Origin of the sequence: Psychrobacter sp. FME13 (genome assembly GCF_014861395.1) — a bacterium.
In the GTDB taxonomy this organism is placed as follows: Bacteria; Pseudomonadota; Gammaproteobacteria; order Pseudomonadales; family Moraxellaceae; genus Psychrobacter.
Genome location: NZ_RRYV01000082.1, coordinates 1 through 13,957, shown reverse-complemented (window position 1 = coordinate 13,957; position 13,957 = coordinate 1). Strand labels below are relative to the sequence as shown.

Annotated in this window: 10 protein-coding genes and 1 pseudogene; 2 read left to right on the top strand and 9 right to left on the bottom strand. The window is 41.9% G+C overall.

Annotated elements, in window-relative coordinates; translation table 11 throughout:
• Positions 1-437 precede the first annotated feature (437 nt).
• Both EI164_RS10315 and EI164_RS10310 read left to right on the top strand, forming a co-directional pair.
• A complete protein-coding gene (locus tag EI164_RS10315) occupies positions 438-1,058 on the top strand; it encodes a hypothetical protein (protein ID WP_192519876.1) in 621 nt (206 codons plus the stop codon).
• 189 nt (positions 1,059-1,247) lie between these two features.
• Positions 1,248-2,192 (top strand): RDD family protein, encoded by a 945-nt coding sequence (locus tag EI164_RS10310; RefSeq protein ID WP_192519875.1) that lies wholly within the window; start codon positions 1,248-1,250, stop codon positions 2,190-2,192.
• Positions 2,193-2,553: 361 nt separating this feature from the next.
• Here the strand turns inward: EI164_RS10310 and EI164_RS10305 are convergent, their stop codons facing one another.
• From EI164_RS10305 to EI164_RS10265, 9 genes and pseudogenes are all read right to left on the bottom strand, one after another.
• Complete coding sequence (locus EI164_RS10305) at positions 2,554-3,162, bottom strand: hypothetical protein (RefSeq protein ID WP_192519874.1); 609 nt, start codon at positions 3,160-3,162, stop codon at positions 2,554-2,556.
• A gap of 77 nt (positions 3,163-3,239) precedes the next feature.
• The gene (locus EI164_RS10300; RefSeq protein WP_192519873.1) at positions 3,240-3,518 is read right to left on the bottom strand and encodes a hypothetical protein; all 279 of its coding nucleotides are present in this window, start codon (positions 3,516-3,518) and stop codon (positions 3,240-3,242) included.
• A 14-nt stretch (positions 3,519-3,532) separates the two neighbouring features.
• Positions 3,533-8,383, bottom strand: a complete 4,851-nt coding sequence (locus EI164_RS10295) for an RHS repeat-associated core domain-containing protein (RefSeq protein WP_192519872.1) — start codon at positions 8,381-8,383, stop codon at positions 3,533-3,535.
• Positions 8,377-9,444: a PAAR-like domain-containing protein gene (locus EI164_RS10290; protein ID WP_192519871.1), complete on the bottom strand. Its 1,068-nt coding sequence runs from the start codon at positions 9,442-9,444 to the stop codon at positions 8,377-8,379. The genes EI164_RS10295 and EI164_RS10290 overlap by 7 nt, the downstream gene beginning before the upstream one ends.
• Before the next feature lie 28 nt (positions 9,445-9,472).
• Positions 9,473-10,174, bottom strand: coding sequence for a hypothetical protein (locus EI164_RS10285; RefSeq protein WP_192519870.1), 702 nt, complete (start codon positions 10,172-10,174; stop codon positions 9,473-9,475).
• A gap of 122 nt (positions 10,175-10,296) precedes the next feature.
• Entirely contained in the window at positions 10,297-11,064 is a 768-nt protein-coding gene (locus EI164_RS10280; RefSeq protein ID WP_225739225.1) for a hypothetical protein, read from the bottom strand.
• Positions 11,065-11,094: 30 nt separating this feature from the next.
• Positions 11,095-12,471, bottom strand: coding sequence for a DUF2169 domain-containing protein (locus tag EI164_RS10275; protein ID WP_192519869.1), 1,377 nt, complete (start codon positions 12,469-12,471; stop codon positions 11,095-11,097).
• A gap of 227 nt (positions 12,472-12,698) precedes the next feature.
• Positions 12,699-12,986 carry a tetratricopeptide repeat protein gene (locus EI164_RS17315; protein ID WP_318779537.1) on the bottom strand — a complete coding sequence of 96 codons (288 nt, stop codon included), beginning with the start codon at positions 12,984-12,986 and terminating at the stop codon, positions 12,699-12,701.
• A 20-nt stretch (positions 12,987-13,006) separates the two neighbouring features.
• A pseudogene (locus EI164_RS10265) lies at positions 13,007-13,882 on the bottom strand (IS3 family transposase); the annotation flags it as partial.
• Between the last annotated feature and the right edge of the window lie 75 nt (positions 13,883-13,957).

The following is a 13,957-nucleotide window of genomic DNA, read 5'->3' as shown; positions in this document are numbered from 1 at the left end:
TCTTTGGGGTAGTATAAACCTCTTATGCACTGTCCAAGTTTATTATGCCACTACAATGTGAGCATGCTGTATGGCGGGAACATAATCATAGATAAGTCGTTCAAAATATTAAAGCCAGACAGCTTAGGTTGTCTGGCTTTTTCGTATGTAATATATCTTCTCTTAAATGCAGTCCAAATTTAGTGTGCCACTAGAGTTACGTTTGCTGGTTATACTGTTTTCCTCTTTGGGTTAGTATAAGCCTCCTATACACTGTCCAATTTAATTATGCCATACAACTACATATGACTCTAAATAATAGTCATCGCTACAGGTGAACTATGCTCGATAGAAATGGCGCTATCCTAGCGGATAAAACCGCAGAATATGAGATACTAAAGAACGATTAAACTTATAATAGCTAAAACTTCAAATGTCTAACTAGGTAGTCGTTGTCCATGAAAACTAATTTTACAAATAGTCACCTAGTCTCAATAAGTCGCATTTTTATCACTATTATAGTGAGTCTAACCTTATCAGGATGCTGGCACTTTAACTATGGGGTAGAAAAAGAAAACTCACCTATTCCTTATGACAACGAATACTTTTATGAGGGCGATAAAGTTCCTAAATACGAGTTTGACAGTACCTTGTATAGGTTAGATAGCGATAAAAGTGGCTACAACTACGTTGAGATTATGCACCTTAATGACGTAACTAATGACAATAACGCTCATCTCACGCCTGATAATATTTGGCGCAAATCACGCCTAGACTTTAATTTTTCTAAAGATTCTGGGGTAAAGCTAGTAGAAGACTCCGTCGTTTTGGCACATTATTCTGAGGATGGCAAACTATATCAACCATTAAAGAGAGTCTCTAATTTGGAAGGTTGCATAGGGACAACGGACTGTTCCAAAAGTCTCGTTTTGCATTACGTTGAGAGTATGCCCAAAGACATTATTGAAAAAGTCAGCTTTACATTAATAGTCAATGGTAAAGAGGAGCATATTGCTTATACCATTCCTCTTAACTACAAATATCACTATTCTTATTTGAGCATTTTGATGAGTGTATAAAATTTTACTAGTAACTGAATGCTATCTAACCACTGCATCGGCCCAACTTTATCGGAGGCTGCTTTTCTTGAATCAGGCAGCGACGCCTAACAGGGTTAAATTATCAGGTGGTGTTTTAAAGACCCTACGCTTGTTTGTCAACATGCTTTCTATTAAGCTAGCAGATTTATTTTTAATTTGAGAGTATTAATGGCGACCATAAAACAGAAGACATACTTAGCAGATATTTATAGCCGCCTTGGCGCTTTACTGGTTGATGCGATCATTTTGGGATGTGTTGGGCTACTACTAGGATTGATATTCGAAAGTGTATTTGTGAAATTAGGCAATTGGGGGCAACTTGTTGGTGTCATTATCTTGCTATTGTATTTTGGTATTGGCAATAGCCAACGTGCTGGTGGACAAACTCTTGGCAAAAAACTACTAAAGATAAGAGTGGTTGATAAGAGCGGCATTCCGTTAAGTATGGGTAAAGCCAGTCTGCGTGCTATTGTTTTGATCACACCATTTGCCCTCAACGGCCAGTCTGTATTTGGTGACAATCCATCTGATATATTACTCTATCTGCTAACCGCGATCGTATTTGGCGGTATATTAGCCATTGTTTACCTGTTCTTTTTTAACAGAAGCACCAGACAGTCGCTGCATGATCTGGCTGCAAATTCTATCGTCATTAATATAAATGCTGACAAACAATCTATAGTGCCCATTTGGAAGGGTCACCTTGTTATTGTTGCGTTGCTATTTTTAACATCAGCAGCCGTTCCTGCTTTTACCAATGAGGGGATGGCTATGGATAACGGCCTTTTTAAAGAACTGATAGCAGTACAAACAACGCTATTGTCTGAGCCTAATATCAGCTCCGCGGGCGTACATCAAAACACGCATACTTTTACTGATAACGATGGCAGCCAAACAGTGACGGAAAGTCTTTCGATTGAGATACCTATGGATAAAAATAACATCAGTGATGAAGATTTTGCCAAAAATGTGGCTAAAAAAGCGTACAGCAGTTATGCGTTAGCCAATGAAGTGGATGTGGTTTACGTTTCACTATCATATGGTTATAACATCGGTATCGCCTCAAAGTCGCAGTACTATCGCTATGAGTTTGAATCCAGTGAGCTAAAATAATAGTATTATTCTAATTTCTGGTGGTGTATCAGAAAGTATGTTTAGAAAATAAAGGAGAGGTGATAGCCGAAGTAATCGGATATATTTGAGGTTATGAAGACACAAATAGAAATCAGCTGCCCCGACTGTCACAGTTTATTTGCAATCATGCCTCAACCTGTAACGGCTGTCATTCTAAAATAGAAGACATCATACGGTTAGAGGTTGTGGTGTTAGAAATATTGCTATTATGGCTTAACTTGAATAAACAGCCTCCGATAAAGTCGAGGCGGTTCAAAGCGGTATTATGATAATTTAAATCTGTCAGGCATCGCTGCCTGACTCAAATAAATCACTCTCCGATAAAGACGGGGCGGTTCACTTATTTACAAAGTAATTTAACTTTTTGCTTTGCCGAGTTTCCTTCAGAGTCAAACACATCTGTTATCATACAATCACCGTTTTCACAATCTAGTGAAAAATCTTTAAAAGTGCCGAAATTATAGCTATTTATTTTCTCGTAACCTTTAACTAACATTTTTGATCTAATGTAGCCGTTATTTAAAATCTTATGATCTATTTCTAGAATGTCGTCTAGTTCATAAGATGTACTCGGAATCAAGTCTAAAATCAGTATTGCTTTTTCACAGCTTTTCATACTATCCAGCGATTCAGAGGTGTTTGTAATATTTTTACTAGAAAGTGTAATAGCATCTTTTAAGCTTTTATCTGAATATTTATATAGATGATCCAACGTATTATTTTCTTCATTATATTTATTTAACACTGCATCTGAGTACATTTTAGTAATGACAGTATATTTTTGAAAATTATAATCTTTTTCAGTTACAGATCTATTAAAGTTATTAGTTTTGTTATCTGCAATTGTAGGTTGCTCGCTATTAACGCAACCTGATAAAATCATAAAAAAACCAAATATAACGTACTTTGTAAATTTTTTTTCATGAGCAGCTTTTATGTATGCATTCATAAATCACCCCCTTCTTTTTTAGAATATTATCGAATAAGCTAATTAGCACACTAATAATCAAGTTTTTACTACAAATATTATCCATCTAGCTTTTTTATAGAATCATCTTCATCATCTGTTAGAGAGTCAGTAAAGATAGGTTGTTTGTTTTTGATTCTCTTAAAAAACTTTTTATTACTATTGCTAACAAAAATAGCAGCGTTGAACATATTGTATATTATTACAGCCATTGTAATATAAAGAGTATATTTACCTATACCAGCATGACCTATAAAATCGAAAAAGATAGATAATACAAATAATATAAGCGCTAACAATATACCTTTTTGGGCTTTTTTTAATCTTAACTTACTCATTGACTGACCTTTAATCATTTAGTGCATTGTGTTGAGACTTTCTTTGAACATATCATTGCAGCAGCGCCACCAGCTGCACCTACAGTGCCTTCTAGGCTTCCTGTTAGTGAACCATCAGCACCTACTGCTCCTCCTAAACCAACTCCAGTACCAATAGTTCCAGTTCCAGTTCCTGATAAACTCCAAGTGCGACTACCTGGTGTTAATGTTCCTGTAGTTACAGACCCTCCGGCATGAGTATAAGCACCAATCATAGGACCAATTAATGCACAAGTTGTAACAGTTGGGCATGTTCTTCCTTGAGAATCTTTAGCTGCGCCAAATGTTTGTCTAACTCCTAATACTGCTACTAATGTACCACCAGCTTCAGCTTCTACATTTCCGCCTTTAGAAATATTATAGCCAATATCCTTTATGAATTTGTTTACTTTACTATTATTTGGTACGCGCGCTGGTGGGTTGCTAGCCATATAATTCATACTGGCTAATGACTGACCTGTTATCGCCCCTAAACCTGCCATACTATAATCAAGACCTAACGGATCAATCCAACCCGTAGGGTTAGGCGCATATTGAAAGACATTGCTACCGCCCATGAGCCCTATCGGATCACGAGTGGTAAACATCCCCATGTCAGGATCATAGTATCTGAAGCGGTTATAGTGTAGCCCAGTTTCCTCATCAAAGTGCTGACCTTGAAAGCGGATAGGCTGTAACTCATCCTGACTCACTTGCATCTGATCAATCAGTTGCTCACGCCAAACTACTTTAGCGGTATTACCCCACGCTTCATAATCAGCGAGCCATACCACCTCGCCTTGGTCATTAGTTAATTCATTCGGCGTACCTAGCTGATCGTTATGATAGTGATAAACTTGTATTACACTATCGTCTTGCTCAAGATCTATATTTTCAACATCATCATTAGCAACTTCTGGTACATCATCACGTAGCCAAGCGAGACGAGCTACAGGTTTAAAGTTGCCCTGATCATAGAGAGTAGTATAGACATGCGTATCCGAGTATTCTTGAATAGGTAGGTCACTATCCCAGAGCATATGTGTGTGTTTGTACTGCGTCTTGCTACTTTGAGTAAGCTTTCCTTGATGATTGCTTAGCTTACGTACTTCACTTTGCTTAGCGATACGCCTTCCAAAGGCGTCATAATGATAGATCGTTTGAGTTTTGATGACTTGATTGCCTTGGTACTGGGTACGCAAGCTTTTTTCTAGCTCGTTATTAGCATTGTATTGCAGCTGTAAGGCAGTACGAGATGCGGTATCAAGATGATCAATTGCTTCTGTAGTTTTATAGAGTACGCGCCCATGACTGTCATAAGTATATCTAATTCTTTTACCGTTTTGGACTAGCTCACGTGGTCTACTATGATCAATCTGTGTGTTGCCTGAGGTATCGTCAGCGACTCTTACAGGCACACGATTACTAGCAGGATCAAAGGCAAATACTTCGGTAACACCCGTATGGTTTTGATAGTCGGTCAGCTTATGCTCAGTTAATCGACCTTGCGCGTCATACTGGTATTGATGATTACGGGTGAATTGGTTTTTTTGGTTCTTATTTTTATTACTCTGATTCAGCAGACTATGACCGCTTAAATGCGTCAATTGTCCTAAAGCGTCGTAGTGATAATCGCGCTGTATGGTGAGATGTTCGTTATTTGCGCCAGACGGTAAGCTCTGTTGCTTAATTAGTCTTCCCATCGGGTCATAGCCATAGCTGCTCTCAAGCATGCCTTGTTGACGGCTGATCTCTTGATGGAGCTTGTTGCGCTCGCTATGACGTATCTCAATATGCTCATCGCTGCTAGGATCATAAAGGCTTTGGTTATATAGATGCCCTGAGCCGTAATACAGCTGATTGATGACTTTACCATCGGGTAAGGTGATGTTGAGGCGGTTGCCAAGCTCGTCATAGTCATGAGTGAGGGTGTGCTCGCGTGCTTGATACTGTCCATCTTGGGTTAAGTGACTGATGAGAGTCTCTGTTATCAGTCTACCGCCCGCATCATATGCTAAGTTAGTACGGCTATTGGGATTGGCGGCGCTGATCAGTTGCCCTATCTCATCGTATTCATAGCGCACACGGTGATACTGCGGACGTACAGGTTTGTTAGCGTCACTACCGATAAGCTCAGGGTAGTGACTGCTGTGACGGGCGGTCAGTTGTCCGATAAGGTCATAGTCCATCATTACATGATGCTGTTTGTGTCTGGGCAGTTGCGGGTTGTCTATTTGCTGGGTAAGTTGTCCGATGTCATTGTATACGTAGCGGCTTTGATGAGCGTCAAAGCGGGTCTCGTGGATAAGGTTATCGTTGGCATCATATTCAAATGTCCATTTCTCACCGTTTTCATTGATTAGGGTGGTCAAACGTCCAAGCTCGTCATAGCGATAGGCAATACTATTGCCTTTGGCATTGAAGCGCTTTACGGTATTAGCCGACTCTTCGCTATCTTCTGTCCGTTTGCTTAGATTGCCCGCACTATCATATTGATAAGTGACTTGTTGACCTAGGGCGTCAGTATAGCTGATAAGGCGTCCTAGCTCGTCATAGTCCATCTGTATGCGATTGCCATCAGGATACTGCACTTGGCTGATAAGAAGCTGAAGGTACAGCGCTGTATTATTATAGTGGTGACGCGTGATGTTACCTTCTGCATCGGTGATCTGATGCAAGCGCTGCTTATCATCGTACTGGTAGCGCGTTTGATAGCCACTACAGTCGGTTTGGCTGATTAGGTTACCGTAATCATCATAATCAAAAACGAACTGACTACCATTATTTAGGGTTTGGGTTTTAAGGTTGCCATGCTGATCATACTGGAACTGAGTGTCATTCCCTAAAGCATCACGGTAGACAATAGGGTTGCCTTGGGCGTTATAACGGTACTGCTGCTGGTTGCCGAGCGCATCTGTACCTGTAATTATCTGCCCTGCTTGATTATACTCATAGCTGACTTCCCGATACTCTGGTAATTGAGTAATAGGGTCAATCCCTGTCTGCACTTGTACGCTCGCAAGATGGCGGTCTTTATAGTTAAAGTAAGTATGACTACCGTTGGCTCTGATGGCTTTGATCATACGATTGTTGTCATCATACTCATAACGGCTGGTATTGCCATTGGGGTCAGTTAGGCTGGTCATGTTGTACCAGTCGTCATAAGTATAGTGACGGGTACGCTCAAGTGCCGTGCCGAATTGTTCGATGACGGTGGTAGTGCCAATACTGTCGATGCCACTGGCGTCACGACCGTATTCAAATAGGTAGTGTCTGCCATTGCTCATGGATTGCCCAACGATACGAGCAGTTTTAGGATTATCATAACGGTCATATTGGTAAGCGACTTGTTGTCCATCGGCTTGTGATTGCCAGACCATGAGATGTGCTTTATAAGCGAACTCTCGGGTGGTGCGTCCTTGAGTGATGACTTTTATCAGGTCACCGTCGGAGCTATAAGTGTATTCTGCTAGTACGGTTTTGCTAAAAGTTGCAGTCTTACTTTCTTCTATTTTATATAGCGTGGTGAGTCTAGGCTGCTCATTGTAAACTGTGAACTCAAACTCGTAGCAATTATTAGCATCATCAGTAAGGTACTGCGGTAGATAGGCGTCGCCTTGTAGTGGACTGCGAGTATAGTGTAACTGATTCTGATGACCGTATTTATCGGTATATTTACTCAGTAATATGACGGCTTCGGTGCCATGATGGCGACGACTGGCGACATAGCTGTAATGTTGGGCGACGCCGTTAAAAGCGTCAACTTTATGAGCCTCAGAATTACGAGCTTTAGGACTATAATCCCCTTGATAGAGGATAAACTCTAACGGCTCATGATCGCCAATACGGCTACCATTAGTCGCACCTGCGACTATGGGCCTAGCATTGGTAATAGTGTGTTTTTTATTCTCAGATAAAGGTTTACGGTATAAGGTAATGCCTTCACTAGGCTGATAACAGCTGTGCCCAGGAGCGAGATAAGTAAAGGGCACGCGCCGACCTGAATTGTCTACTAGGTAGATTCGGTTGTGCTGCGGGTCTAGCTCCAAACGCTGCTCATAACCTTGAGTCGTCCAGCCTTGACCAAACCAGCCAACATCAGGATTTTGACTGTTATAGATACGACTCATGACAAATGGCAGGTAGCCATTGCCGCGATAGTCAATATCATCACCACCGACCAATAGCTTGCTGCCATAGAGGGCGTTGACAGGTGCGCCAACCATAGCCTCTTGGTTGGCAAGGGCGCAGGCTTCGCATTTAATACCTTCGCCTTTGACACGAGCACCAGGCGGACCACTTGTGATATTTACCGATTCGCTAGCAGGTTTAATAGGATTAAGCGGTATGACTGATTTGATAAAATCAGTTGGATTGACGGTAGGGTTTAGGATGGATAAGCCTTGTTTGAGCATATCAGTGGCTTGAGATATCTGACCTAACGTTTGTGCAATAGGGCTATTAGGGGCGATGCCTGCTAATGCCATGGCAGATCCCATAGGTGAGCCTTGGTTGGCCGCTGCGATAGCGTTAGAGACGGCGCCCACTTTACCCATAGCATCGGCAAAACTGCTACCAGGTACTGCGCCTGCGAGCGCCATACCTACGCCTAGCATAGAGCCTTGATTGGCAGCCTGAGCCGCTCTTGATACTATATTTATCGCACCGACAGTTTGCGAGACATCACTATTAGGAATAGCGCCTGCTATGCCCATGCCAATATCAAAGGCAGAGCTTTGGTTACCAGAGGCAACGAAGCTTGAGACGCCGAGGGCGGTAATGCCTGACTCTGGTTGATCTATTTCAATCGTTGGGGACTTTGACTGCGCATCTTTATCAATTAACATAGCGATATATACTTCCCTTCAACGTTTTCATTATTCATCGTGCAGGTATCGTCTGCTCGTATTGATAGATAGCCACAGTACAGGATACTAGGTGCCCCTGAGGTGGCTCTGATCTCTTTGCCAACCGTCCCCGATTTGACACCGCCACCTATACCAGCCTCATCACCCATACAGGTAGGTTGAATGGTTTTGCCCATGACATAGACGGTAAATCCATTCATGGTGGAGTTTGATATGGTGTCCTCAGCATTATCAAGCATTTGATATAAGTTATACCCTGCGACGCTGTCTTTTTTATGGGAGGTATAGTTAAAGGAAGGGGTTTTACTGATGGCCATGAGTTGATTCTGCTGCGAGCCGCTTAATTGTAGTTCATCCAACCAGTCCAATCCCATCCTAAATCCTGCACCGATTCCAGCTAATGCAGTTATACCAAGCCATTGCGCTTCTCTTAACTTAAAGCCTAAATCTTGAGGATAAAAACTATAAGGGTCGAGGAAATCTACCAATGTGTGTCCATAAAGCTTACTGCTTTCCAAAACTGCTGGTAAACCTGTTCCTCCAGTCTTATTAATCTGTTGCCAAAGCTCTTCGGTAGCAGCTTCTCCATAATTTCTCTTATACGCCTCCATAGGCACTGCTAATGTCCAGTTCTGTATACTTAAATCATTTTCTTTAAACTTCTCAGCATGAAAATCTTTTGTCGGATCAAATGGCAATCCTTCATTAGTTGAGCCGCCAGATAGCTCTGCTTGTTCAAGCATTTCTCCAGCATTACCCAGTGCCATATCTATATTAATTTGAGCAGAATCTGCATCAGTGATAACTCTAGGAGGCGGATCACCTACGCCAAATCGAGACGATATTGCATTATAGTTATTGGCAGCCTGCCCCGTAAAAGTATCATCGTTAGCGACTCCCTGTGCCCAGCTGGCATAGGGATCGCCTTTGCTCTCCATAAATTCATAATATTCCAAGGCGGCGGGGCGTCCATTGGCTTTAATATTTGCTATATGTGAATTTAACTCTTCAATCGTAACAGGCTCTGTTAAAGTTGCCATAAACCCCTCGTTCTATTATTAATTTTATCTATTGCTTTCTAAAATTTAACACAGCTTTGCGCACCACCCGCTCTATCTGTTGCCAGTCTTTGAGCACATGGCGAGAATAACTAACTCTAACATCAAGCCCCATCTCAGGCTCTAAATCAAATCGATGGATACAAGGAGGGTGGCGGACATCTCTATTACTGCATTTAATATAAGTGATAATGGCGCCTGCGCCATCACGCTGAATAAAGACATCTTCAGCATATTTATTTTCTCGCCATGGCGTATTGGTCTCAGGGTCTATACCGGGCGATGCATACACTTCTAAGCCAAATTGAGTCTCTGGTAGTTTGGCATAAGTAGCTGTAGGGTCGTAGACAGAACTGCCTCTTAGCGTACCGCCGCCCATACGATCAATACCGCCTGGACCATGATACATTTTACCTGAGGACACACCGACAGATACCCAAGGACTGTCAGGTAAACCCTCTTGTTGCCTATACTCACGATACATTTTCCCATTAGGACCATCATATATCGTCCCATCGGTATAACGAATATCAAAGCCAAAACTAAATATTTTAGACTCGTAAGTACGCTCAGGGATAGGCCCAACCCTTGCTTCGCCCCAACCTGGATCGCCATTATATTGAAGCAAATGCACTGACTCTCTTGGTATCTCTACAGGCACACCGCCTAAATCTCCAATCACTGTATCTTGTTCTGTATTGTCTGATTCCATACTAATTCCTTCTTTAATATTATCTATAAAGTTTGAGGATTCACTACAGCCACTAAGTAATATGACACTAGATAGCCAGCATAGGTTTATGTATCTCATAGTAGATGACCAATTTTTGTTTTTTATTTTCTAAAATCTAACACCGCTGCGCGTACTGCCTGCTCTATCTGTTGCCAGTCTTTTAGCACATGACGAGAATAACTAACCCTAACATGAAGCCCCATCTCAGGCTCTAAATCAAACATATGCACGCAAGGAGGGCGACGAACATCTCTGTTACTGCATTCAATATAAGTGATAATAACACCAGCATCATCACGCTGAATAAAAACGTCATCAGCATATTTATTCTCTCGCCATGGCGTCTTAGTCTTGGGGTCTATACCGGGCGGCGCATACACTTCTAAGCCAAATTGAGTTCCTGCTAGTTTGGCGTAAGTAGAGGCAGGGCCATTGTTAGGGCTGTAACTTAACGTACCGCTGCCAATACGATCAATACCGCCTGGACCATGATAATATTCACCTGAGATAACACCGACAGATACCCATGGACTATCAGGTAAACCCTCTTGTTGCCTATACTCACGATGCATTTTTCCATTAGGACCATCATATATCTTCCTATCGGTATAACGAATATCAAAGCCAAAACTAAAGATTTTAGACTCGTAAGTACGCTTAGGAATAGGCCCAACCCTTGCTTCGCCCCAACCAGGATCGCCATTATATTGAAGCAAATGCACTGACTCTCTTGGCATCTCTACAGGGACACCGCCCAAATCTCCAATGACCATGCCTTGTTGCGTTGTACTATCATCTGTATCAGTAGTAGGTAAACAGCCTGTCAAAAAAACAATGCTTGTCAATAAACATAAAGGTAGGTATTCCATAAAATATCACCAAACAAGTTGAGGTTAGTATTAACCAATCTCATAAGGTCTAACAATGTCAGCCGTTTTTGTATAGTACTGCTTAATCAATGTTTTTTGTTTATCTTTATCCAAAACGGCTAGGACAGCTAGTTTAGGCTGATAGTCGCCGATAATCATACTCCGCCATACTAGATTCACCTTTTGCGTATCTGGTGAGACTATCACGGTGTCTAGATGCATCGGTAGCTCTGTGACCATTAGCTGGGGGTCTGCCGATCCTACTGTCATATAAGCCAAAACTTCTGGCAGGTACAGCTTTAGTTCTGTGTCGCCACTACGAGTAATAGTTGCAGCTGTCATATCAGGGTTACACAAATTAGTTAAGGTTAACCATTCATTGCCCATCAAAAAATCTGTCTGCTGATCAGGATAAGCGCTATTCCACATCGCAAAGTCAAAACCTTTAGGATAAGCATCACCACTCTCGATGAAATCCTCATCGACCTGCCCTACTAATTTGGCGCGCTCTGGATGACTCTTTGCACGCACGCCAAAACCAGCGACCAGTCGATTATGGGTATCTCGATCAAGCTTGTCCTTTGCCACTTGATTGACCAAGCTTTCATTTATTAATAAGTCTGGATGATGAACTTGAGAGAGCGTAATACGCGGCGGTTGCACGTATTTATAATAGATGGGAGAGCAATAGCCTGTGCCAGCAGGATTGAACCTATTCTCTTGTAGATAGGCGATGACGCCATGGTGCGGGTTAAGTTTGATAGCACTACGCTGATCTTCTGGTATCAGCTCATTTTTATTGATGTATTTAAGCGCTTTATGATCGTCTTCTATTAGACTATAGCCACCAAAGCTACTACTAGAATTTAGGCTGACTTTGCTTGGCATCGGCTCTATGTGCAGCCTGTAATGTGAGTTGCCTGTGATGCTATCGTTGAGTAGATATCTGGGACTTAGGATAGTGAGTGTCTTATCGATGAGGACTTGACCAGCGTGGTATCGGTCTTTGGCAAATTCTCTAGAGCTTTGCGCAACAAAAGCATATTTGGTAGCGGCGGTAGGTTCGCCTAAAACCATATAATCAGGGCTTTGCAGTTTGATACTGGCAGTAAAGCTATCTTGATTTAGCTTGTGCTTAGGAGCATAAGCATGTCCCTTTATAATGACGTCACACTTTGGCTTGTAATGCGCTAGGTCTGACTCTTCTACTATGCTGCTCATTAAATCTTTTATATCAACGAGCTGATCTTCTAAACGCAGCGGGTCTTGCTCGTCAGCGAGTATCAACAACCCCTGCTCATTCCAGGTATAAGTTTGCCTCATAACGATCACATGAAAGCTCTGAGCTAATTGATCGACTCCTTCAAATGCCAGTGCAGGATGGTTGGTAGTGTTGGTAAAGTTCATAAACGCTCTGCATTAAAATTCTGGTTAATCAAATAATATATTTAGAAGAGTCTGATGATATAAGATAGATAACTACCTCTAATTGTGAAAGCAATCATAACGTATTTGCAAACTTATGTGTAGAGGATATGAATTTATCATTACAGAACATGTAAAAGGCTGATTGGCGCTGTTGTACAGACAACTGATATAGAGCCGACTTTAAGAACAATGAAAGTTAGAGACGACTACCGAGTAATCTTGCCTTCACTTATCAATTCATTGATACGATCTTGAGCGTCTTGATAGCCCTGATCGGCCGCTTTCTGATACCACTCGTAGGCTTTGTTATAATCTTGCGAGACACTATCACCATAGTAATACATCTCGCCAAGATTAAACTGTGCTAAAGCTTCTCCTTGAGCCGCAGCCTTAGTATATAACTCAAAAGCTTTGTCATAGTCTTCCTTAACTCCTCTACCTGAATAATAAAGTGAGCCTAAATCATTCTGACCCCTGCCGTCAAATCCGTAGATATAAACTTGGGAGATTTTAATTACGCAGCTTGACGATAATAATCAAACCACACCTGTCTTGGCGATTTAAAGCTCAAGCTCTTTTGAATCCTAGTCTGGTTATAATACAGCTCAATATATCTAATGATATCGTTGATGGCTGTAAATCTGGTTTTGTAATCTTTATGATATATCAGCTCATTCTTTAATACGCCCCAGAAGCTTTCTATTGGCGCATTGTCGAAACAATTGCCACGACCACTCATTGAGCCTATAAACAGATGCTGCTTGATGATCTTTTGGTAGGCATGGCTACAGTACTGACTACCTCTATCTGAATGAACAATCAGTCCCTTGCTTGGGCGTTTATTCTTAATTGCCATGTTAAGTGCACGGCATACTAAATCTGCTGTCATTCGCTTGTTGATAGCGTAACCGACCAGCTCTTTGGTGTATAAATCTTTCACTCCTGCTAAGTAAAGCCAGCCCTCAGCAGTCCAGATATAAGTAATATCACTGACCCAAGACTCATTGGGGCGCTTAGCGTCAAACTTCTGATCTAAAACATTGTCATAAACCAGCTTGTTATGGTTTGAGTCGGTGGTCACTTTAAAGCGCTTGTGCCGACGGCACTTGATGCCATGCTCCTCTTTAATGCTTCTGACCATGTATTGACTGATATGATGCCTTTGATCACTTAGATAAGCTTGCAGACGATCTACGCCGTAGCGCTCCTTTGTTTCACTGTGAGCGGCCTTAACCAATAGCTCACAGTGGTTGCGATGTATCTTTTGATCACTGATGTCACGGCTTATCCAGTCGTAGTAGCTCGATGGCTTAACGCTCAATACACGGCACATGCTACTGATGCGAAAGAGTTGCTGATTGTCTTTAATAAAGGCGTACTTTACGGGCTGTCACTTCGGGCATAGCCCTACGCCTTGCGTCACTAAAACAGTCTCCCAGACTGTTTCTTAACGTTCCTCATTCGC